The sequence below is a fragment of the Nonomuraea sp. NPDC052265 genome (genome assembly GCF_044547985.1).
In the GTDB taxonomy this organism is placed as follows: domain Bacteria; phylum Actinomycetota; class Actinomycetes; order Streptosporangiales; family Streptosporangiaceae; genus Nonomuraea.
The window spans coordinates 21,229-40,923 of sequence record NZ_JBIUBJ010000007.1 but is presented as its reverse complement, the minus strand read 5'-3'; the positions used below and the strand labels follow the sequence as shown (position 1 = coordinate 40,923).

Annotated in this window: 18 protein-coding genes; 10 read left to right on the top strand and 8 right to left on the bottom strand. The window is 72.3% G+C overall.

Annotation, left to right across the window (positions count from 1 at the left end; genetic code table 11):
• Positions 1 to 322: 322 nt before the first annotated feature.
• Positions 323 to 2,944 (bottom strand): ComEC/Rec2 family competence protein, encoded by a 2,622-nt coding sequence (locus tag ACIHAD_RS22020; protein WP_397356418.1) that lies wholly within the window; start codon positions 2,942 to 2,944, stop codon positions 323 to 325.
• 313 nt (positions 2,945 to 3,257) lie between these two features.
• The gene (locus ACIHAD_RS22015) at positions 3,258 to 3,893 is read right to left on the bottom strand and encodes a helix-hairpin-helix domain-containing protein (protein WP_397356417.1); all 636 of its coding nucleotides are present in this window, start codon (positions 3,891 to 3,893) and stop codon (positions 3,258 to 3,260) included.
• Positions 3,894 to 3,909: 16 nt separating this feature from the next.
• Between ACIHAD_RS22015 and ACIHAD_RS22010 the strand changes: the two genes are divergently transcribed.
• Positions 3,910 to 4,086: a hypothetical protein gene (locus ACIHAD_RS22010; protein ID WP_397356415.1), complete on the top strand. Its 177-nt coding sequence runs from the start codon at positions 3,910 to 3,912 to the stop codon at positions 4,084 to 4,086.
• A 434-nt stretch (positions 4,087 to 4,520) separates the two neighbouring features.
• On the opposite strand, the gene ACIHAD_RS22005 is transcribed toward ACIHAD_RS22010, so the two are convergent.
• From ACIHAD_RS22005 to ACIHAD_RS21990, 4 genes are all read right to left on the bottom strand, one after another.
• Positions 4,521 to 5,336: a DegV family protein gene (locus tag ACIHAD_RS22005; protein ID WP_397356414.1), complete on the bottom strand. Its 816-nt coding sequence runs from the start codon at positions 5,334 to 5,336 to the stop codon at positions 4,521 to 4,523.
• Positions 5,337 to 5,371: 35 nt separating this feature from the next.
• Complete coding sequence (gene hutI, locus ACIHAD_RS22000; RefSeq protein ID WP_125633626.1) at positions 5,372 to 6,580, bottom strand: imidazolonepropionase; 1,209 nt, start codon at positions 6,578 to 6,580, stop codon at positions 5,372 to 5,374.
• A 427-nt stretch (positions 6,581 to 7,007) separates the two neighbouring features.
• Positions 7,008 to 8,420 (bottom strand): GTPase HflX, encoded by a 1,413-nt coding sequence (gene hflX / locus ACIHAD_RS21995; RefSeq protein WP_397356765.1) that lies wholly within the window; start codon positions 8,418 to 8,420, stop codon positions 7,008 to 7,010.
• Positions 8,421 to 8,504: 84 nt separating this feature from the next.
• Positions 8,505 to 9,197, bottom strand: a complete 693-nt coding sequence (locus ACIHAD_RS21990) for a DUF4097 family beta strand repeat-containing protein (RefSeq protein WP_397356413.1) — start codon at positions 9,195 to 9,197, stop codon at positions 8,505 to 8,507.
• Between the two features lie 157 nt (positions 9,198 to 9,354).
• Here ACIHAD_RS21990 and aceB point away from each other — a divergent pair, with 157 nt between their 5' ends.
• From aceB to ACIHAD_RS21955, 7 genes are read left to right on the top strand one after another with little or no spacing between them, the layout of a single operon-like run.
• Complete coding sequence (gene aceB, locus ACIHAD_RS21985) at positions 9,355 to 10,932, top strand: malate synthase A (RefSeq protein WP_397356412.1); 1,578 nt, start codon at positions 9,355 to 9,357, stop codon at positions 10,930 to 10,932.
• 31 nt (positions 10,933 to 10,963) lie between these two features.
• Complete coding sequence (locus ACIHAD_RS21980) at positions 10,964 to 12,403, top strand: FAD-linked oxidase C-terminal domain-containing protein (RefSeq protein WP_397356411.1); 1,440 nt, start codon at positions 10,964 to 10,966, stop codon at positions 12,401 to 12,403.
• Positions 12,403 to 13,596: an FAD-binding oxidoreductase gene (locus ACIHAD_RS21975; RefSeq protein WP_397356410.1), complete on the top strand. Its 1,194-nt coding sequence runs from the start codon at positions 12,403 to 12,405 to the stop codon at positions 13,594 to 13,596. Before ACIHAD_RS21980 ends, ACIHAD_RS21975 begins: the two co-directional genes overlap by 1 nt.
• A gap of 2 nt (positions 13,597 to 13,598) precedes the next feature.
• Entirely contained in the window at positions 13,599 to 14,801 is a 1,203-nt protein-coding gene (locus ACIHAD_RS21970) for a (Fe-S)-binding protein (RefSeq protein ID WP_397356409.1), read from the top strand.
• 2 nt (positions 14,802 to 14,803) lie between these two features.
• The gene (locus ACIHAD_RS21965; protein ID WP_397356764.1) at positions 14,804 to 15,547 is read left to right on the top strand and encodes an IclR family transcriptional regulator; all 744 of its coding nucleotides are present in this window, start codon (positions 14,804 to 14,806) and stop codon (positions 15,545 to 15,547) included.
• Between the two features lie 38 nt (positions 15,548 to 15,585).
• Entirely contained in the window at positions 15,586 to 16,326 is a 741-nt protein-coding gene (locus ACIHAD_RS21960; protein WP_397356407.1) for an IclR family transcriptional regulator, read from the top strand.
• A gap of 4 nt (positions 16,327 to 16,330) precedes the next feature.
• On the top strand, positions 16,331 to 16,543 hold the full coding sequence (locus ACIHAD_RS21955; RefSeq protein ID WP_357694192.1) for a DUF2277 domain-containing protein: 213 nt from the start codon (positions 16,331 to 16,333) through the stop codon (positions 16,541 to 16,543).
• Between the two features lie 37 nt (positions 16,544 to 16,580).
• Here the strand turns inward: ACIHAD_RS21955 and ACIHAD_RS21950 are convergent, their stop codons facing one another.
• Positions 16,581 to 16,991 carry a hypothetical protein gene (locus ACIHAD_RS21950; protein WP_397356406.1) on the bottom strand — a complete coding sequence of 137 codons (411 nt, stop codon included), beginning with the start codon at positions 16,989 to 16,991 and terminating at the stop codon, positions 16,581 to 16,583.
• Positions 16,992 to 17,084: 93 nt separating this feature from the next.
• Between ACIHAD_RS21950 and ACIHAD_RS21945 the strand changes: the two genes are divergently transcribed.
• Together ACIHAD_RS21945 and ACIHAD_RS21940 are read left to right on the top strand one after the other, a co-directional pair.
• On the top strand, positions 17,085 to 17,762 hold the full coding sequence (locus ACIHAD_RS21945; RefSeq protein ID WP_397356403.1) for a response regulator transcription factor: 678 nt from the start codon (positions 17,085 to 17,087) through the stop codon (positions 17,760 to 17,762).
• Positions 17,759 to 18,997: a sensor histidine kinase gene (locus ACIHAD_RS21940; protein WP_397356401.1), complete on the top strand. Its 1,239-nt coding sequence runs from the start codon at positions 17,759 to 17,761 to the stop codon at positions 18,995 to 18,997. The genes ACIHAD_RS21945 and ACIHAD_RS21940 overlap by 4 nt, the downstream gene beginning before the upstream one ends.
• Positions 18,998 to 19,005: 8 nt before the next feature.
• On the opposite strand, the gene ACIHAD_RS21935 is transcribed toward ACIHAD_RS21940, so the two are convergent.
• Positions 19,006 to 19,674: an HNH endonuclease family protein gene (locus tag ACIHAD_RS21935; RefSeq protein WP_397356400.1), complete on the bottom strand. Its 669-nt coding sequence runs from the start codon at positions 19,672 to 19,674 to the stop codon at positions 19,006 to 19,008.
• Between the last annotated feature and the right edge of the window lie 21 nt (positions 19,675 to 19,695).

Genomic DNA, 19,695 nt, shown 5'->3' with positions numbered 1-19,695 from the left:
CCATGCGGCACCGACAACCCGGTACTCAACACCACACCCCACCGATCTACGGAGACACGCACACCGGACGACGACCGAGACAGACGCCCGACGCCATCCACGCGACTTCCTGATGAGGCCGTCCGGGACCTTCTCCATGCCCGGCTACCGCTTCACACCGCACTTCGCCGACCTGCCCAACGAGACTGGCGCATGTTCGCCAAGGCAGAAGGCCCATGCCACTCGGGCAGACGTTCGCCGCGAAGGAAGCGGGATTTGTCGATCCGGATCCGTTCATGGGCTTTGATGGTCTTGGGGTCCCCCTCGTTCGGCGTCGGACGACTCATGGGCCACGGGGTACCACGGCGAGGCTTCCTTCGTGTTCGACGACGGCCAGGTCACCCGATCGATCGGTTCGGTAGATGGCGGCGCCGAGGCGGTGGAGGAGGGCGAGGGTCGAAGTGGCCGGGTGGCCGTAGTCGTTGCCGGCGCCCACGCTGATCAGGGCGGCCCGTGCACCCAGCGAGGCCAGGAAGGCCGGGGACTGGCGGTTCGACCCATGGTGCGGGGTCTTGAGGATGTCGGCACGCAGGGTGAGGTGGCGTGCTAGATCGTCCTGCGCCTCGGTCTCCAGGTCTCCGGCGAGCAGGGCGGAACCGGCGCGCCAGCGTACGTGGATGACGACGCTGGAGTTGTTGATCACGCTCCCCTCACCCTGACCGTTCCCCCCGCCGGACGCCGGGTCGGGGGCGACGACGGTCAGCTCGGACGGCCCGAACCGCCATCGCGTGCCGGGTTCCGCACGCCCTTCGGGGATCCGGTGACGAGCCAGTACGGCCGAGATCCGCGCGCTCGACTGCACCGCCGTCGGCCGCGGGCTGACGATCACGGCTCCCACGCGCCGGTTCCTGAGCACCCCCGACAGACCGTCCACATGGTCGGCGTGCGGATGGGTCAGGACGAGCAGGGGAACGTCCTCGACGCCGAGCCTGCGCAGGCATCGGTCCATGACGACCGGGTCCGGGCCGGTGTCCACGACCACGCCTCGTCCCGGTCCGGCGGCCACCACCAGCCCGTCGCCCTGTCCCACGTCGCACATCACCATCAGCCAGCCCTTGGCCGGCCATGCCCCCGTCAGCGGGCGCACCACCAGTACGACGACCAGGACGGCCCCTGCCGCCACCAGCGCCATCCTCCGCCAAGGACGGTGCCTGAGGACCGGGATCGCGACAGCCGCGGCGACGGCGAGGAGGACGAGCCCGGGGAGACCGCCCGGCCAGGACACTGTGGCTAGAGGGACGTTCACGGCCCAGCGGGCCACGGTGACGATCCAGCCCACCGCGTATCCGGCCGGGACGACCAGCATGGCCGCGGCCTCCGGCCAGATCGGGGCCACCAGAGCGGCGGCGAAGCCGAGCAGGGTCGCGGGAGCCACGGCGGGGGCCACGAGCAGGTTGGCGGGCACCGCCACCAGCGTCAACTGCCCCGACATCAGCACCAGGACGGGCGTCACGGCCGCTTGCGCGGCGGCCGACACAGCCAGCGCCTCTGCCAGCCACCTCGGCAGACGACACAGCCTTGAGACGGCGCCCCTTCGACCAGTGGACACGTCATCCGCAGGCGGCGACTGACCGGTGGGCACGTCTGCCGGCGGCGACCACTGACCGGCGGAGACGTCGGCCATGGGCGATGACGAAGGGCAGTCTCCGACCGCCTCCCCGCGTGCGCTCACCGCAGCCCCATAGACGCCGTCGCGCTCGACCGCCTCCCCTGACCCCTGACGGGTCCTCAACGGCCCTGCCACGTTCCCGCCCCGGCCGGAGTTCGCCCATCGGGGATCGGGTGTCGCGGGCCCTGCCGCCCTCCCGCGCTCACTCCTCCTTTCCGCCTTACGACCTGTCGCCGCCGGGGACTCGGTGGCGTCGCGCTCCCCGGCCTTCGTCGGTGAGGGAGTTGAGAGCCTGTCGCGCCAGCGTGGAGCGAGAAGGAGGATGCCAGCGGTAGCCGCGACCGAGAGGGCGAAGCCATACGAACGGGCCAGGTCCGGGGCGAACAGGACCAGCAGCAGGACCGTTGCCGAGAGAGCGGCGAGGCCGTCCTTCGTCCGGCCCGTACCCAGGGCGAGAGCAGCGGCCAGGCCCATCAGGAGGGCACGCAGAACGCTCGGCGACGGCCGTGCCACCACCGTGAACGCGAGCATCGCGACGGCCATGAAGACGGCTCTCAGCGGCAGCGAGAGGCCGACCAGACGGGAGAGCGCCAGAGCGGCGCCTGCGACGATGGCGAGGTTCGCGCCGCTCACGGCGTTCAGGTGGCTCAGGCCCGCTTCCTTCAGGTCGGCGGCCACTTGGGGGTCGATGCGGGACACGTCTCCCACCACCAGGCCAGGCAGGAGGCCGCGCTGGTCGGGCGGGAGGGGGTCGGCGGCCGTTCGCAGGCCGGTTCTGAGGGTGCCCGCCATGGTCTGCATGGACGAGGGCGGCGTCAGGACGCGGGGCTCGCCTCGCACCAGGAGGATGGCCGCCACCAGGTCGCCGGGTGTGGGCCTGGCCAGGCGGCCGGTGACCTGCAGTCGCTGGCTGGGCAGCAGGGTGCCCCAGGCGTCGCCGCCGGCGAAGACGGTGATGGGGACATCGACGGCTTGGCGGCCCGGCGGTGGGGACGCCTGTGTCATCCCTCCGCCGGTACTCGTGGAGAGGTTGGCCTCCGTGTGGCCGGTGGCCGATCCACCTCTCCGGCCTACGCCGAACTCGATGATCTTCAGCGTGGCCGGGATCACATAGCTGTCCCGGTTGAAGTGTCCGCTTCTGCGTGCCCTCCGCTTCGGATCGTCGGACAAGACGATCTCGGCGGTCACGATCGCGTTCCTGCCGGCGAGCTCGGCCACCGGCCCGGAGGTCAGCGCCTGGACGCGGAAGGCGACCGACGCGGCTGCCGCCGCCCCGCAGATGAGTGTGGCCAGCACGATGTTGTGCCAGGCACCCCACCAGGGCGAACGCCGGCCAGCAGGAACCCGTCTGGAGCGACCGGACGAAGGCCCCTGCGACCGCGGGCGGCTGAACGGCAGGCACAGGAGCCAGGCAGAGGAAGTGGACGCGGAACGCGTGTACCAGGCCACGACGCAGGCGGCCAGGGCGAGGATGGCGGCTGCCGTCATGCCCACAGCGGGCGATTGGCCCCGCAGGATCAGGGCACCGGCCCAGGCGGACAGTGCTGGGAGGACGAGGGTCCAGGAGCGCCTGTGCTCGCCGTCGTCCGTGGTGATGGGGTGCGGCATGTCAGACGCGGACCTTCGGCTTGATCTCTTCGTACTTCTTCGCGCCGATGCCGCTTACCTCGCGGAGTTGGTCCACGCTGGTGAAGCCGCCGTGGGCGGTGCGGAACTCGGCGATTCTGGCGGCCAGCACCTCTCCCACTCCGGGAAGTTCCTCTAGTTGGTCGGGAGTGGCGGAGTTGAGGTCGAGGATGGCTGTGGCGGGGTCGGCTCCGGGGAGTCCGGGCGGTACGGCGGCGGCTGCCGCGGGGGCTCCCACGACGATCTGCTCTCCGTCGATCAGGCGTCTGGCCAGGTTGAGGGGGCCTGTGGAGGCGCCGTGCCTGAGCCCGCCTGCCGCCGACACCGCGTCCGTCACCCGGGAGCCCTGAGGGAGCAGGTAGACGCCGGGGTTGCGGACCTTGCCCGCTACCTGGACGGTCACCTTCATGGTGGGTGACGGAGTCGGAGGGGTTGTCGCGGGTGTGGGCGGCAGGGGCTCCGGGGTGGGCTGGGAACGCCAGACGAAGAAGGCGGCGACCGCGACGGCCAGGGCTCCTACGGCCATGAGCACGCGCAGGCCGGGCTTGCCGAGGTCGAGGGCGGCGGAGGGCTGGGCCGAGGTGATGGCGTCGCGGAACGCCTGGAAGGTCGGGGGCATGGGGGCGGGGCTACCTGTGAGCCGAGGGCGGCTGGACGAGGACGGGCTGGACGAAGGCGCGCCGGACGAGTGTGGGGCGGACGAGGACGACGGCGAGGTGAGCGTGGGCCTGAGTGGAGTGAGCGAGAGCCGGGGCGGGCTGGGTGAAGGCGGGCTGTCCGCGGTCTGCGACTCGCCCCACGACTCACGCTGAGGCTCAACCCACGACTCACGCTGAGGCTCGCCCCACTGCTCGGCCAAAGGCTCGTCCTGACCATCGGTCAAAGGCTCGTCCCGACGATCGGCCCGGAAGGCGCTCCCCCGAGAGGCGGACCGCGATCCATCCCACAGATCCGCCCGCCGAGGCGAGTCCCCGAAAGAAGCCGCTGCCGGTAGCGGCTCATCGCCGTAGGGATGTCTGGCGCGTCGTCCCGGGCGGGACCGGCGGGCAGGGGTGGTGATCGACCGGAGCCTGGATTCGGCTATGGTCCGCTCTGCCGTCGGTTCCTGAGATCGCACGCCGCCGAACCTAGGGGCACCGCTCCCCCTCCCGAGCTACCGAACCGAATTCTGGGGACGACGGAGGCAAGGGCGAAGAGGCTGTGGACAAGCGGGCGTCGGAGAACACGAAGCCGCACAGGCAGCCGGTCACCCCTCGTACGACGCGACCGTCACCCCCAGCATCCCCGGCCCCACATGAGCCCCGATCACCGCCCCGACCTCCACCACCCGCACCTCGGCAACCCCGGCCACCCGCTTCGACAACCGCTCCCCCAGCATCTCGGCCCGCCCCCGAGCCCCCATGTGCTGCACGGCCACCTCCACCCCGTCCAGCTCCGCCGCCGCCTCCACCGCCAGGTCCTCCAGCCGCGCGATCGCCCGTCCCGACGTCCGGACCTTCTCCAGCAGGGAGATGCGCCCGTCGACGATGTGCAGCAGCGGTCTGATCATGAGAGCGGACCCGAACAACGACGTGGCGGCGCCGATGCGGCCACTTCGCCGCAGGTACTCCAGCGTGTCCACGTAGAAGAAGGTCCGGGTGACGGCGGCGGTGCGGCGGGCGGCGTCGGCCACGGCGGCCAGGGAGGCGCCGGCGGCGGCGGACCGGGCCGCGGCGAGCACGGGATAGCCGAGGCCCATGGCGATGGATCGGCTGTCGACCACCTCCACCGGCACGGGCGCGCCCTCGGCGGCCACGGCGGCGGACTGCACGGTGCCGGACAGTTCGCCGGACAGGTGGATCGAGACCACGCCCGTGGCGCCGGCGGCGGCCAGCGCGTCGTAGCAGGCGGCGAATCGCGAGGGCGACGGGCGCGAGGTGGTGAGGCCGGCGAGGTCGCCGGTGTAGGTGTCCTCGTCGCGGGGGATGCCGCGGGCGACCACTTGTACGGGCACCACCGTCACCCCGGGCACAGCGGGCAGGTACGCGGTGGAGTCGGTGACGACGGCGACAGAGGGCGGCATATCCCGAGAGTAGCCACCCGATCCCGAATCCGGGCTTACTGGACGGGCGTCCCGCCCCGCCAGACCCGGCGCGGCTTGAGCCCGAAGGACCAGGCGAAGGCGCCCTCGTGGTCGGCGTCCCACTGGACGATGTCGGCCAGCCGCCCGGGAGCCAGTACCCCACGGTCGGGCGCCCCGAGGACGGTCGCGCCGCCCAGCGTGGCCGCGCGCAGCGCGTCGTTGACGCTCATGCCGAACGCCGACACCGCCATCGCGATGACCAGCGACATCGAGGTGATGCCGCAGTAGCCGGGGTTGTGGTCGCTGCCGAGGGCGATCTGCACGCCGTGCTTGATCATCTGGCGGACCGGCGGCACGTGGCCGCGCTGGAGCGCCGTGGCCGGGCAGACCACCGCGGGCACGCCGTAGCGGGACATGATCGCGATGTCCTCGTCGGACATGTGGTGCAGGCCGTCGGCGGAGGCGCAGCCGAGCTCGGCGGCCAGCTGCACGGCGCCGCGACGGCTGAACAGGCCGGCGTGGATGCGCGGCAGCAGGCCCACGTTGCGGCCCGAGGCGAGGACCCAGCGGGACTCCTCGGTGGTGAAGTGCCCCTCGTCGCAGTAGACGTCGACGCTGTCGGCGCCGGCCGCCGCCGCGTCGGCGCACCAGGCGCCCACGGCCTCGACGTACTCGCGCTGGCGGCCGAAGTATTCGGGAGGCACGACGTGCGCCGCGAGGAAGGTGACGTGCACCCGCGGCATCATCGGCTCCTTCTCCAGCTCGCGCAGGAGCCGCACGTCGGCCAGCTCTCCGTCGCGGGTGAGGTGGTAGCCGGTCTTGGCCTCGACGGTGGTGGTGCCACTGAGCAGCCAGCTCCGCAGCCGCTCGCGCACGCCGTTGCACAGCGTCCAGGGGTCGGTGCCGCGGGTCACGGTGACCGTGGAGCCGACGCCGCCGCCCGCCGCGGTGATCGAGGCCGCGCTGGAGCCGCCGGTGCGGATGGCCAGCTCGGCGTAGCGGTTGCCGGCGTAGACCGGATGCGTGTGCGCGTCGATGAGACCGGGCGTGACGAGCGCGCCGCCGAGGTTCTCCACGTGATCGACGTCGACGATGTCGTCGACGACGCCGGGCACGCTCTGCGGGAGGTCGGGCGCCCGCCCGACCCAGGCGATGCGGTCGTTGTGCACGAGGATGGCCGCGTTGCTGAGGACCTCGTTGCCCGTCCACAGGCGGCCGATGTTGGTCAAGAGCCGAACGGTCATCGCACCACCGCCCCCTGCAGGTGCAGCGCCCAGCGCACGGCCTGTGCCGCGCCCACTGAGTCCGCTCCGGGTCCGGACGACATGGGGGGTCTCCTGCTCTCATCCGCGTGATGTTGTGCGGTGACCGTATCGCCAGAGACATGATCCGGCGATTTCAGTTCAGTTACGTTATTTCACAGCCGGGCTTGGTGTACAGGGTTATTCGGAAGAAAGACCACTCATCCCATCCGTCACCCAGCCACGCCTTGCCCCCTGGCCCCCGCCGACGACCGTCGCATTCAAGGTCATCATCCGAAACCCAGAACCGAAACCAAAAAACCAGACCAACGTTAGGTCTGGCCATCCTAGCAACCCCGGAGTTCGGGGACCACTGCCCTATTTGGGCAGCTCTGCGCTACTTTGAGCGAAGAGCTGCCCAGCCGTCAAGCTAAGAGACGCGTTCGACTGGCTTGCCCACCCGCTCCAGCTCCTGGAACAGGCTCGGCAGCACGCGGGCGTGCAGGACGGTGCCGTCCTGGACGTGTTCGACGGAGAGCACCTCGCCCTCCTTGTGCGCCCGAGAGATCAGGTCGCCCCGGTCGTACGGCACCAGCAGGTGGACCTCGTGGTCGAGGCGCGGCAGCCGCTCCTCGATGAGCCGCATGAGCTCGGGGACGCCCTTGCCGGTACGGGCGGAGACCACGATGCTGTCGCGCTCGCGCCTGGCGATGCGGTCGAGCACCTCCTGGTCGGCCGCGTCGGCCTTGTTGATCACCACGACCTCGGGCACCTCGGAGGCGCCCGCGATGTCGGCGAACACCTCGCGGACGGCCGCGAGCTGCCCCTCGGGGTCGGGGTGCGAGCCGTCGACCACGTGCAGGATCAGGTCGGCGTCGGCGACCTCCTCCAGCGTGGACCGGAACGCCTCGACGAGCTGGTGGGGCAGGTGGCGCACGAAGCCGACGGTGTCGGCGATCGTGAACAGCCGGCCCTCCGGCGTGCGCGCGCGGCGCACGGTCGGGTCGAGGGTGGCGAAGAGCGCGTCCTCGACCAGCACGCCCGCACCGGTGATGCGGTTGAGCAGCGAGGACTTGCCCGCGTTGGTGTAACCCGCGATGGCCACGGCCGGGACCTCGCGCCGCTGGCGCCGGTGGCGCATGGTCTCGCGCGAGGTGGACATGCCGCTGATCTGGCGGCGCAGCTTGGACATGCGCTCGCGGATGCGGCGCCGGTCAAGCTCGATCTTGGTCTCACCGGGGCCACGGCCACCGATGCCCACGCCGCCCGCGGCACGGCCGCCGACCTGGCGGGACAGGTTGCCACCCCAGCCTCGCAGGCGCGGCAGCAGGTACTGCAGCTGCGCCAGCTCGACCTGGGCCTTGCCCTCGCGGCTCTTGGCGTGCTGGGCGAAGATGTCGAGGATCAGCGCCGTACGGTCGATGACCTTGACCTTGACCGTCTCCTCCAGCTGGCGGAGCTGGCCGGGGGTCAGCTCGCCGTCGCAGATCACGGTGTCGGCGCCGGTCGACTCGACCACGTCGCGCAGCTCCAGGGCCTTGCCGGAGCCGATGTAGGTGGCCGGGTCGGGCTTCTGGCGCCGCTGGATGAGCCCTTCGAGCACCTCGGACCCGGCGGTCTCGGCCAGGAGCTTGAGTTCGAGGAGGGAGTTCTCGGCGTCCTCGGCCGTGCCGGAGGTCCAGACGCCGACGAGAACGACCCGCTCGAGCCGCAGCTGCCGGTACTCGACCTCGGAGACATCCTGGAGTTCGGTGGAGAGGCCCGCCACGCGGCGCAGCGCCTGGCGCTCCTCGAGGTCCATGTCGCCGGTCTCGAACTCGTCGAGCGCGGTGTATTCGTGCATTCGTGTCATCTCTATGAGGGAACGTCTGGACACCTCGGTGTCTTCCCACGATGGTGGCATGACATCCCCGGAGTCATCACCTGGTTATCCCGCCGAAAGCGTCACGTCGCCGGAACCGGCGGTCAGCGAGATGCTGCGGGGGGAGTTCGGGTCGGACTTGACGGAGACATCGGCGTCCCCTGAGCCCAGGTCGGTCTTGACGTTGTAGGCCCCCGTGGGCACCTTCAGGATGACGTCGCCCGAACCGCACTCCAGCTCCGCGCTGTCCGGCGCGGCGGCGTACTTGAGCTCGACGTTGCCCGAACCGGCCTTGACGTAGACCTTCTTGCCGGTCATGCCGGAGCCGTCGAGGTCGCCGGAGCCGAGGTCGGCCGCGAGCTGGCCGCTCAGCGCCCGCAACGTGATGTCACCCGAGCCGCTGTCGAGGTCGACCGCCATCCCCCTGGGGATCTCGATCTTGTAGTCGACGCTGCAGCTCCCCCAGTTGGACGGGCAGTCGTACGTCACGAAAAGTGCCTGGGCCTCCACCTTGTGCTGCGGCTTGGGCTTGTCGTCCTTCCGCCAGCGCAGCGTCTCGATGACGCGGACGCTGGGACCGTCGGTCTCGGTGATCACGACATCGCCGGCGTCACTCTTGACCTGCAACTTGGAAACCTTGTCCTTGACTTCGTAGGACACGGTGTCCTGGTTCGAGGAACCACCGAGGCTCTCCAGCCCGCAACCCGTCAGCACCAGCGCGGCGGCCAGCAGCCCGCCCGCCACGGCAATCGTCTTCATGCCCCGATCCTTTCGCGGGCATGACCCCCTCCGCATCGGGGATGCCCCGGAAGAGGCACCAGGGATACCCCAGGCTTTGACCCCGGAACCCTGACCGGAGTAGCTTCACTTCCACAATCCAGAATCAGTTTTCCACTCTACGGAAAAGAGGGGGACGATGGAGATCACCGGCCCGATGCTCGAACGGTTCGACGAGATCCTCACGCCGGAGGCGCTCGGCTTCGTGGCGGCTCTCCAGCGGGAGTTCGGCGCCAGGCGGCTGGAGCTGCTCGAAGCCCGCCAGACCCGCCAGGCGGAGCTGTCGGCCGGCGGGATGCTCGACTTCCTGCCGGAGACCAAGGCGGTCAGGGAGGGCGAGTGGCAGGTCGCGCCGCCGGCCCCCGGCCTGGAGGACCGCCGCGTCGAGATCACCGGGCCGGTCGACAGGAAGATGACCATCAACGCGCTCAACTCCGGCGCCAAGGTGTGGCTGGCCGACTTCGAGGACGCCAACTCGCCCCTGTGGGAGAACTGCGTGTCCGGGCAGCTCAACCTGCGCGAGGCGCTCGACCGGGCGATCGACTTCGAGACCGGCGGCAAGACGTACGCGCTGCGGCCCGACGACGAGCTGGCCACGATCGTGGTGCGCCCGCGCGGCTGGCACCTGGACGAGAAGCACGCCCAGGTGGACGGGCGGCCGGTGTCGGCGTCGCTGTTCGACTTCGGGCTCTACTTCTTCCACTGCGCGCAGCGGCAGCTCGACAAGGGCAAGGGGCCGTACTTCTACCTGCCGAAGATGGAGTCGCACCTGGAGGCGCGGCTCTGGAACGACGTGTTCACGCGGGCCCAGGAGCTCCTGGGCATCCCGTACGGCACCATCAGGGCGACCGTGCTCATCGAGACCTATCCGGCGGCGTTCGAGATGGAGGAGATCCTCCACGAGCTGCGCGACCACTCGGCCGGGCTCAATGCGGGCCGCTGGGACTACCTGTTCAGCGTGATCAAGAAGTTCCGCACACGGGGGCGGGAGTTCCTGCTGCCCGAGCGGAACGCGGTGACCATGACCGCGCCGTTCATGCGGGCCTACACCGAGCTGCTGGTGCGTACGTGTCACAAGCGCGGCGCGCACGCCATCGGCGGGATGGCGGCGTTCATCCCCTCGCGGCGCGACGCCGAGGTGAACGCGGTGGCGCTGGAGAAGGTGCGGGCGGACAAGACGCGCGAGTCGGGCGACGGGTTCGACGGTTCCTGGGTGGCCCACCCCGACCTCGTGCCGGTGTGCCGCGAGGTGTTCGACGGCGTCCTGGGAGAACGGCCCAACCAGCTCGACCGGCTGCGCGAGGACGTCGGCGTCTCGGCCGCCGACCTGCTGTCGGTCTCCGAGACGCCCGGCGAGATCACCGAGACGGGCCTGCGCAACAACGTCGACGTGGCCCTGCGCTACCTGGCCGCCTGGATGGGCGGGCTGGGCGCGGTCGCGATCCACAACCTCATGGAGGACGCCGCGACGGCCGAGATCTCCCGTTCGCAGATCTGGCAGTGGATCCACAACGACATCGCGCTGGCCGACACCGGCGAGCAGGTGACCAAGGAGCTGGTCGAGCGGATCATCGCCGAGGAGCTGGCCCGGATCTCCACCGAGCCGGGCTACGACGAGCGGCTGTTCGGGCAGGCGACGGCGCTGTTCAAGGAGGTGGCGCTGGACGACGACTTCGCCGAGTTCCTGACGCTGCCGGCGTACGCCCGGATGCCGTAGACCTAGAGGTGACGGACCTGGAGGGTGACTGGTGCTCGACACGCTGACGGCGGCTTTGCGCTCGCTGCTGCCTCCCGACTCGGTGATCACCGACCCGGTACGCCTGCGCACCTACGAGTGCGACGGGCTGACCAGCCACCGGGCGACGCCGGGCGTGGTCGTGCTGCCCGCGAGGGCCGAGCAGGTCGCCAGGGTCGTCCGGATGTGCAATGACTTCGGGGTGCCGTTCGTGGCCAGGGGGTCGGGCACGGGCCTGTCGGGCGGCGCGCTCCCCCGCGAGGACGGCGTGCTCATCGTCACCTCCAGGATGCGCCGGATCCTGGAGATCGACCTGCCGAACCGCAGGGCCGTGGTCGAGCCCGGCGTGACCAACCTGGCGATCACCGAGGCGGTCCGCGACCAGGGCTACTACTACGCCCCCGACCCCTCCAGCCAGCAGGTCTGCTCGATCGGCGGCAACGTGGCCGAGAACTCCGGCGGCGCCCACTGCCTCAAGTACGGCTTCACCGTCAACCACGTCGAGGCGTGCGAGATCGTCACCCCCGACGGCGACCTGGTCGTCCTCGACCGCATGGACCCGGGCTACGACCTGCTCGGCGCGTTCGTCGGCTCGGAGGGCACGCTGGGGATCGCCACCAGGATCACCGTACGGCTGAGCCGGGCGCCGGAGGCGGTGACCACGGTGCTGGCCGCGTTCGAGGACATCGAGCAGGGCGGCCGGGCGGTGTCGGCGATCATCGGGGCGGGCATCGTGCCGGCCGCGATCGAGATGATGGACGCGCTGGCCGTCGAGGCCGCCGAGGCGGCGGTCGCCTGCTCCTACCCGAAGGGCGCGGGCGCGGTGCTGATCGTGGAGCTGGACGGGCCGCGGGAGTCGGTCGAGCGGCAGTTCGCCCAGCTCGCGGAGATCTGCTCGGGCGCGTTCGAGCTGCGCGTGGCGGCCGGTCCCGAGGAGCGCGCGGCCATCTGGAAGGGCCGCAAGTCGGCCTTCGCGGCGGTGGGCCGGATCAGCCCGGCCTACATCGTCCAGGACGGCGTCGTGCCGCGCACGTCGCTGCCCGGCGTGCTGGCGGCCATCGACCGGCTCTCGCGCGAGCACGGCATCAGGGTGGCCAACGTCTTCCACGCCGGCGACGGCAACCTGCACCCGCTCGTGCTGTTCGACGACGCCGAGCCGGGCGCGGGCGAGCGGGCGGAGGCGGTCTCGGGCGCGATCCTCGACCTGTGCGTCGAGCACGGCGGCTCGATCACCGGCGAGCACGGCGTCGGGGTGGACAAGGCCCGCTACATGCCGAAGATGTTCACCGAGGCCGACCTGGACACCATGCAGCTCGTCCGGTGCGCGTTCGACCCGGGCGGCCTGTCCAACCCGGGCAAGGTGTTCCCCACGCCGCGGTTGTGCGGCGAGGTGCCGGGCGTGCGCAAGGGCGCGCACCCGCTGGTCGAGTCCGGCAGGGCGGAGCAGTTCTGATGGCCGATCCGTTCTCGGGCACCGGCGTGACGGCCAGGGCGGCCGGTCCCGGCGACCCGGAGCCCCGGTGGGGGGCGCGGTGGGTGGCGCTCCCGCGGACGGTCGCGGAGGTCGCCGACGTGCTGCGCGCCTGCGCCGCGCGAGACCTGGCGGTGGTGCCCGTGGGCGGCGGCACGAAGCTGCACTGGGGGCCGCCGCCTGAGCGGTGCGACGTGCTGCTCGACCTGCGCCGCATGGACGAGGTCCTGGAGCACGCGGCGGGCGACCTCGTGGTGCGGGTCCAGGCCGGGGTGACGATGGAGGCGCTGGCCGGGGTGCTCGCGGCTCGGGGGCAGGAGCTGGCGCTCGACGTGCCGTTCGCCGGGGAGGCGACCGTCGGGGGCACCCTCGCCGCCGCCCTGCCCGGCCCCCGCGCCTTCCGCTACGGCACCGCCCGCGACCTGCTCATCGGCGTCACGGTGGTGCTGGCCGACGGCACGGTCGCCCGGTCGGGCGGCAAGGTGGTCAAGAACGTCGCGGGCTACGACCTCGGCAAGCTCTTCACCGGCTCGTACGGCACTCTCGGGGTGATCGCGGAGGCCACGTTCCGGCTGCATCCGCTGCCCGGCGAGCGTTGCTGGGTGGTCGCCGAGGTGTCCGCCGACGACGTGCCGGGGATCGCGGCGGCGCTGGCGGCCTCGCAGGCCGAGCCGAGCGCGGTCGAGGTGGACCGTCCCGAGCCGGGCGGGCCGGTGACGCTGGCCGTGCTGGTGGAGGGCACGGCGGCCCGCGCACGAGCCGAGGCGTTGCGCGACCTGGCCGGCGCCGGGGCGGTGACCGGCGAGCCGCCGCCCTGGTGGGGACGCGTCCCACGGGACGAGATGCTGGTCGAGGTGCGTTTCCCGCCCGCCGCGGCCGGGGCCGTGCTGGGGGCGGCGGCCGGGTGCGGCCTGTCGCCGCGCGGGTCGGTGGTCGCCGGGCGGGTGCTGCTGCGGCCGTGGGCGCCCGTCGCCGAGGACGCCGCGCCGGACCTGGTGACCGGGCTGCGGGAGCGGGTCGAGGCCGCGGGCGGCCGGGTGAACGTGCTGGCCGCGCCGTACGCGGGGATCGACAGGTGGGGGCAGGTGAGCGCGCTGCCGTTGATGCGGCGGGTCAAGGAACGGTTCGATCCGGGGCGCAGGATGTCGCCCGGACGGCTGACGGGAGGCGTCTGACCATGGACCCGGAGCTGATCGGCGACTGCGTGCACTGCGGGTTCTGCCTGCCGACGTGCCCGACGTACGCGCTGTGGGGCGAGGAGATGGACTCGCCGCGCGGGCGGATCCACCTGATGAAGCAGCACGTCGAGGGCACCCCGGTCACGCCGGAGATGGCCGGGCACTTCGACGCCTGCCTGGGCTGCATGGCGTGCGTCACGGCGTGCCCGTCCGGCGTGCGCTACGACCGGCTGATCGAGCAGACCCGGGCCGAGGTCGAGCGGACGCACGTGCGCGAGCCGCGGGAGCGGGCCGTGCGGGAGATCGTGTTCAGCCTGTTCCCCTACCCGCGCAGGCTGCGGTTGCTGCGGCCGACGATGTGGCTGGCCGGGCGGATGGCGCCGTTCCTCGCGCGCGCCCATCCGAGCCTGGGCGCCATGGCCGCGCTCGCGCCCCGCGTGGAGCACCGGCAGCGCCTGCCGCGCCTGGTCAGGGCCAGGGGCAGGCGCAGGGCCGTGGTCGGGATGCTCACCGGGTGCGTGCAGGGCGAGTTCTTCCCGCAGGTGAACGCGGCCACCGCGCGGGTGCTGGCGCTGGAGGGCTGCGACGTGCTCGTCCCGGCCGGGCAGGGCTGCTGCGGGGCGCTCAGCGTGCACGCCGGGCGTACCGGGCAGGCCCGGCGGCTGGCGCGCCGGACGGTCAGGGCGTTCAGGAGGGCGGGGGTGGAGACGGTCGTGGTGAACGCGGCGGGCTGCGGCTCCACGATGAAGGAGTACGGCGAGCTGTTCGGCGCCGACCCCGGGTTCCGGGTGAGGGACCTGTCGGAGTTCCTGGCCGAGCTGGGCCCGGTGGCCAGGCGGCATCCGCTGCCGCTCACCGTCGCCTACCACGACGCCTGTCACCTGGCCCACGCCCAGGGCGTCCGCGCGCAGCCGCGCGAGCTGCTGCGCGGCATCCCCGGGCTTGAGCTGCGGGAGATCCCCGAGTCGGCGATCTGCTGCGGGTCGGCGGGGACGTACAACATCCTGCAACCCCAGGCGGCCCGCGACCTCGGCGACCGCAAGGCCGAGGCGGTCGGCTCGACCGGGGCCGAGCTGCTGGTCTCGGCCAATCCGGGGTGCACGATGCAGATCGCCGCGGCGATGCGCCGGGCCGGGAAGGAGATCAGGGTGGCCCACACCGCCGAGGTGCTGGACGCCTCCCTGCGCGGGGTGTCGCTGTGAGCGTGCAGTCGGTCGAGCGGGCGCTCGACGTGCTGGAGGCGCTGGCCGAGCACGGCGGCGAGGCCGGGCTGTCGGAGATCGCGGCCAGGACGGGCCTGCCGTACGGGACCATCCACCGGCTGCTGCAGACGCTGCTCGCCCGCGGCTACGTGCGCCAGGAGTCCGACCGCCGGTACGCGCTCGGCGGCGGGCTGGTCCGCCTGGGCGGCATCGCGGAGAGCATGGTGGGCGTGTGGGCGCAGCCGTACCTGGCGCGGATGGTGGAGCTGTCCGGCGAGACCGCGAACCTGGCCGTGCTCGAAGGCGACTTCGTCGTCTACGTGGCGCAGGTGCCCTCGCCGCGCAGGCTGCGCATGTTCGCCGAGGTCGGCCGGCGGGTGCTGCCGCACAGCACGGCCGTGGGCAAGGCGCTGCTGGCCGGACGGGCGGCGGCCGAGGCGATGGCGGTGTTCGAGCGTACGGGCATGCCGCGGCGCACCCCGAACACGATCACCGACGCGGCCGGCATGCTGGCCGAGCTCGGCCGGGTCAACGAGCGCGGCTACGCGACGGACCTGGGCGAGGAGGAGCTGGGCGTGCACTGCCTGGCGGTGCCCGTCCGGGACGGCGATCGGGTGGTGGCCGCGATGTCGGTGTCGGGGCCTGCCGAGCGCATCGACGCCCTCGACCGCGACGAGCTGGCCGAGGGCATGCGGAAGATCGCCTTCGACTTCGGCCGCGAACTCGCCCCGGCCTCGTCGAAGTAGAGCCTGCGGCCGGGCTCCGGCGGCTATTCTGTTGCGCTGTGAGCAACAGCACGACGGTTCAGTCCGTCGACCGGGCCATCGCGATCCTGGAGATCCTGGCCCGCGAGGGCGCCACCCGGGTGACGGACCTCGCGGTCGAGCTCGACGTGCACAAGTCCACCGCGTTCCGGCTGCTGGCCGCCCTGGAGCAGGGCGGGCTCGTGGAGCAGAGCGGCGACCGGGGGCGCTACCGGCTGGGGTTCGGTGTCGTACGGCTGGCCGGCGCGGCCACGGCCCAGCTCGACCTGTCCAGGGAGAGCCGCGAGGTGTGCCTGCGCCTGGCCGAGACGGTCGGCGAGACCGTCAACATCGCGGTCCCCCAGGACGGCGACACGGTCAACATCAGCCAGGTGCGCGGCCCCGCGGCGATCAGCGGCCACAACTGGGTCGGCCAGCGCACCCCGTCGCACGCCACCTCCAGCGGCAAGGTGCTGCTCGCCTTCGGCGCCCTGCGCCTGGCCGGCGAGCTGGAGCGCTACACGCCGCGCACCGTCACCTCCCCGGCCGGCCTGGGCCTGGAGGAGATCAGGGAGCGCGGCTGGGCGGCCACGGTGGAGGAGCTGGAGGTCGGCCTGAACGCCGTGGCGGCCCCGATCAGGGGGGCCGACGGCTCGGTGGTGGCCGCCGTCAGCGCGTCGGGCCCGTCCTACCGGCTCACGCCGGAGCGGCTGCCCGAGGTCGGCGAGCTGCTCGCCGAGGGCGCGAGGGAGATAAGCCAGCGCATCGGCTATTACCGTTGAGAGCATGTGCAGAAGCATCAAGACCCTGCGGCCGCCGTACGCCGAGAGCGTGACCGAGGAGGACGTGCGGGCCGCCGCGCTCCAGTACGTCAGGAAGATCTCCGGCTTCCGCGCCCCGGCCGCCCACAACGCCGAGGCGTTCGACCGGGCCGTGGAGGCGATCACCAGGGCGTCGGAGGAGCTGCTGGGGGCGCTGGAAGTTCGCGGAGGTCGTTGACCCGTCCGCGCCGCCGGCTCGCGCCCCGGCGGGCCGGTCAGCGAGTGGCGGGGCCTTCCGGGGTGCAGAAGATCTTGAGTTCGACCTCTTCACCGCCCTCCGGCTCGAACTCGACCTTCGCCTCGCGGGCCGGGCCGGGATCGACGCCGTCCACCGAGTAGCCCTGGGCCGGGCTCCAGGAGCGCAGGGTGACCAGGCCGCCGGAGCAGGAGGCGATCACCGTGCCGGCCTGGGTGCGCATGAGCCGGTCCTGGGCGCGGGCGGACATCCGGGGCATGGGCGTGGCGGCGCGCGCGGTGGCGGTGGAGAGGGCGGCGCGCACCTCCGGCCCGCTGAGCACCCGGCTGGAGGTGCCGGTCACCTCGGTTCCGAGCAGGCCGAGCACGGCCACGGCCGTCCCGGTCGCGGCGGCCGCGGTGACGGCCCAGGCCAGCACGAGACGCTTCACGCTCCCACCCTCCCCCAAGTACGGCTAAGCGCAGGTTAAGGCGACACTAAGGATGCTCGGGGCATCGTCAGGGACCGTCTACGGTTTGGGTATATGGCTGACATCCTGCTCATCGAAGACGACGTGACCATCCGGACGTCGTTGAGCCGGGGCCTGCGCGATCTCGGCCACGCGGTGTCCTCCTCCCCGACCGCGCTGGAGGGGTTGCGGCTGGCCGTGCAGGACCGTCCCGACCTGATCGTGCTCGACCTGGGCCTGCCCGACCTCGACGGCGTCGAGCTGCTGCGGATGTTGCGGGCGGTGAGCCGGGTGCCGGTGATCGTGGCGACCGCCCGCGACGGCGACGCCGAGATGGTGCCCGTCCTGGACGCGGGGGCCGACGACTACGTGGTCAAGCCGTACAGCGCCCGGCAGCTCGACGCCCGGGTGCGCGCGGTGCTGCGGCGCGCGGGCGAGGCCGCGCCGGAACCACTGGCCGTGGGCGGCCTGCGCGTCGATCCCCGGGCGCGCACGGCCACGCTCGACGGCGTGTCGCTCGACCTCACGCCGCGCGAGTTCGACGTGCTGCACTTCCTCGCGGCGCGGCCCGGCGAGGTGGTCACCAAGCGCGAGCTGCTGACGGAGGTGTGGCGGCTCCCGTACGGCGGGGCCGACAAGACCGTGGACGTGCACCTGTCGTGGCTGCGCAGGAAGCTCGGCGAGACCGCGGCGGAACCCCGCTACCTGCACACCGTCAGAGGCGTCGGGGTCAAGCTGGTCGAGCCGTCGTGAGGCGCTGGCTGGCGCTGCTGGTGGCGGCGACGACGTCGCTCGTGCTGATCGCGTTGCTGGTGCCGATGGCGCTGCTGATCGGGACGGTGGCCGAGAACGGCGCGATGAGCAGGGCCACCGCCGCCGCCGAGTCCGTCGCGGTCGCGGTCGGCACGCCCGACCTGCCGCTGGCCGTCGAGCAGGTGCCCCGGCGCGTGACGGTGTTCCTGCCCGGCGGGAAGACGATGGGCGCGCCCGCCGCCCGCTCCGACGCCGTACGGCTGGCCGCGACCGGCCGCAGCGTGACCGCCGTCGCCCCCGGCGGCAGGGAGGTGCTGGTGTCGGCGCAGTCGACCGGCGGCACGGCCGTGATCAGGGTGTTCGTGCCGGACGACGAGCTGACGCACGGCGTGCGGGCGGCCTGGCTGGCGCTGCTGGTGCTCGGGCTGGGGCTCGTGGTGCTCGGCATCGTGCTGGCCGACCGGCTGGCGCTGGCCGTGACCAGGCCCGTGGTCGGGCTGGCGCGGGTGTCGCACCGGCTGGCCGGCGGCGACCTGAGCGCGCGGGCCGAGCCGGGCGGGCCGCCCGAGGTGCGGTCGGTGGCGCTGGCGCTCAACCATCTGGCCGGGCGCATCGGCGACCTGCTGGCCGCCGAGCGCGAGTCGGTCGCCGACCTGTCCCACCGGCTGCGCACGCCGCTGACCGGCCTGCGGCTGGAGGCGGAGTCGCTGCGCGACCCGGAGGAGGCCGCCCGGGTGCAGTCCAGGGTGGACGCGCTGGAGCGGGCGGTCAGCACGGTCATCACCGAGGCGCGGCGGCGCTCGGCCGGGCGCGGCCCGTGCGACGCGGCCGAGGTGGTGCGGGAGCGGGTGCGGTTCTGGTCGGTGCTGGCCGAGGACCAGGGACGGCCGGTGTCGGTGTCGCTGCCCGACGCCCCCGCGCCGGTCGCCGTCGGCGGCGAGGAACTGGCCGCGTGCGTGGACGCGCTGCTCGGCAACGTGTTCGCGCACACCCCGGAGGGGACCGCGATGGCCGTACGGCTGTCGTCCCGGCCCGGCGGGGCCCTGCTGGTGGTGGAGGACTCGGGGCCGGGGTTCGACCCGGGGTTGCTGGAGCGGGGGAACAGCGGGGGCGGCTCGACCGGGCTCGGGCTGGACATCGCCCGGCGTACCGCCGAGTCCTGCGGCGGCACGCTGGCCGTCGCGGGGCCCGAGGGCGGCGGGGCCCGCGTGGAGCTGACGCTGACCGCCCCCTGACGCGGGTCTCAGCAGTCCTTGAGTATGCCTTCCATGGCGCTCTTCTCACCGTCGGTGATCCAGACGTCGTACTTGCTCTTCACGTCGATCTGGCGGGTGATGTAGGCGCACCGGTACGCCTTGCGCGGCGGCAGCCAGGTGGCCGCGTCGGAGTCGCTCTTCTGGTTGTTCAGCGGGCCGTCCACCGCCAGCAGGTTCAGCGGGTCGTTGGCGAACTCCTTGCGCTTGGTGGGCGACCATTGCTGGGCGCCCTTCTGCCAGGCGTCCGACAGCGGCACCAGATGGTCGATCTGGACGGCTGTGCTGGTGTCCTGGCCGCGCTTGAACGTGATGGTCTTGCCGCTGTAGGGGTCGTCCAGCGTGCCGGTGAGCACGATGCAGTCGTGGGTGCCCGACTTGAACGTCTCGTCCTTCATGTCGCGCTTGAGGATGTCGTTGCGGGTGTCGCAGCCGTTGTGGTCGACGTCGGCCCAGGCGGGGCCGAACGCGTCCCGGTCGAAGCCGGTGCGCGGGGCGCGGCCCTTGACCTTGAGCTTGTCCAGCTTCTTGCGGGCGTCCGAGACCGACGCCGAGTCCGGCTTGGCCGGGTCCGGGCCGCCCGACCGCGCCGCCAGGCCGCCACAGCCGGTCAACATCGTCACTGCGGCCAGACCGGCCGTGAACGCCCGTACGCGCACGTGATCCCCCAGACTTCGGTT

Bases quoted from the DNA above. Each gene is read 5' to 3' on its own strand.
- ACIHAD_RS22015 (WP_397356417.1), bottom strand. From the start codon at position 3,893: ATGCCCCCGACCTTCCAGGCGTTCCGCGACGCCATCACCTCGGCCCAG.
- ACIHAD_RS22005 (WP_397356414.1), bottom strand. From the start codon at position 5,336: ATGCCGCCCTCTGTCGCCGTCGTCACCGACTCCACCGCGTACCTGCCC.
- hutI (WP_125633626.1), bottom strand. From the start codon at position 6,580: ATGACCGTTCGGCTCTTGACCAACATCGGCCGCCTGTGGACGGGCAAC.
- hflX (WP_397356765.1), bottom strand. From the start codon at position 8,420: ATGCACGAATACACCGCGCTCGACGAGTTCGAGACCGGCGACATGGAC.
- ACIHAD_RS21990 (WP_397356413.1), bottom strand. From the start codon at position 9,197: ATGAAGACGATTGCCGTGGCGGGCGGGCTGCTGGCCGCCGCGCTGGTG.
- aceB (WP_397356412.1), top strand. From the start codon at position 9,355: ATGGAGATCACCGGCCCGATGCTCGAACGGTTCGACGAGATCCTCACG.
- ACIHAD_RS21975 (WP_397356410.1), top strand. From the start codon at position 12,403: ATGGCCGATCCGTTCTCGGGCACCGGCGTGACGGCCAGGGCGGCCGGT.
- ACIHAD_RS21970 (WP_397356409.1), top strand. From the start codon at position 13,599: ATGGACCCGGAGCTGATCGGCGACTGCGTGCACTGCGGGTTCTGCCTG.
- ACIHAD_RS21955 (WP_357694192.1), top strand. From the start codon at position 16,331: ATGTGCAGAAGCATCAAGACCCTGCGGCCGCCGTACGCCGAGAGCGTG.
- ACIHAD_RS21945 (WP_397356403.1), top strand. From the start codon at position 17,085: ATGGCTGACATCCTGCTCATCGAAGACGACGTGACCATCCGGACGTCG.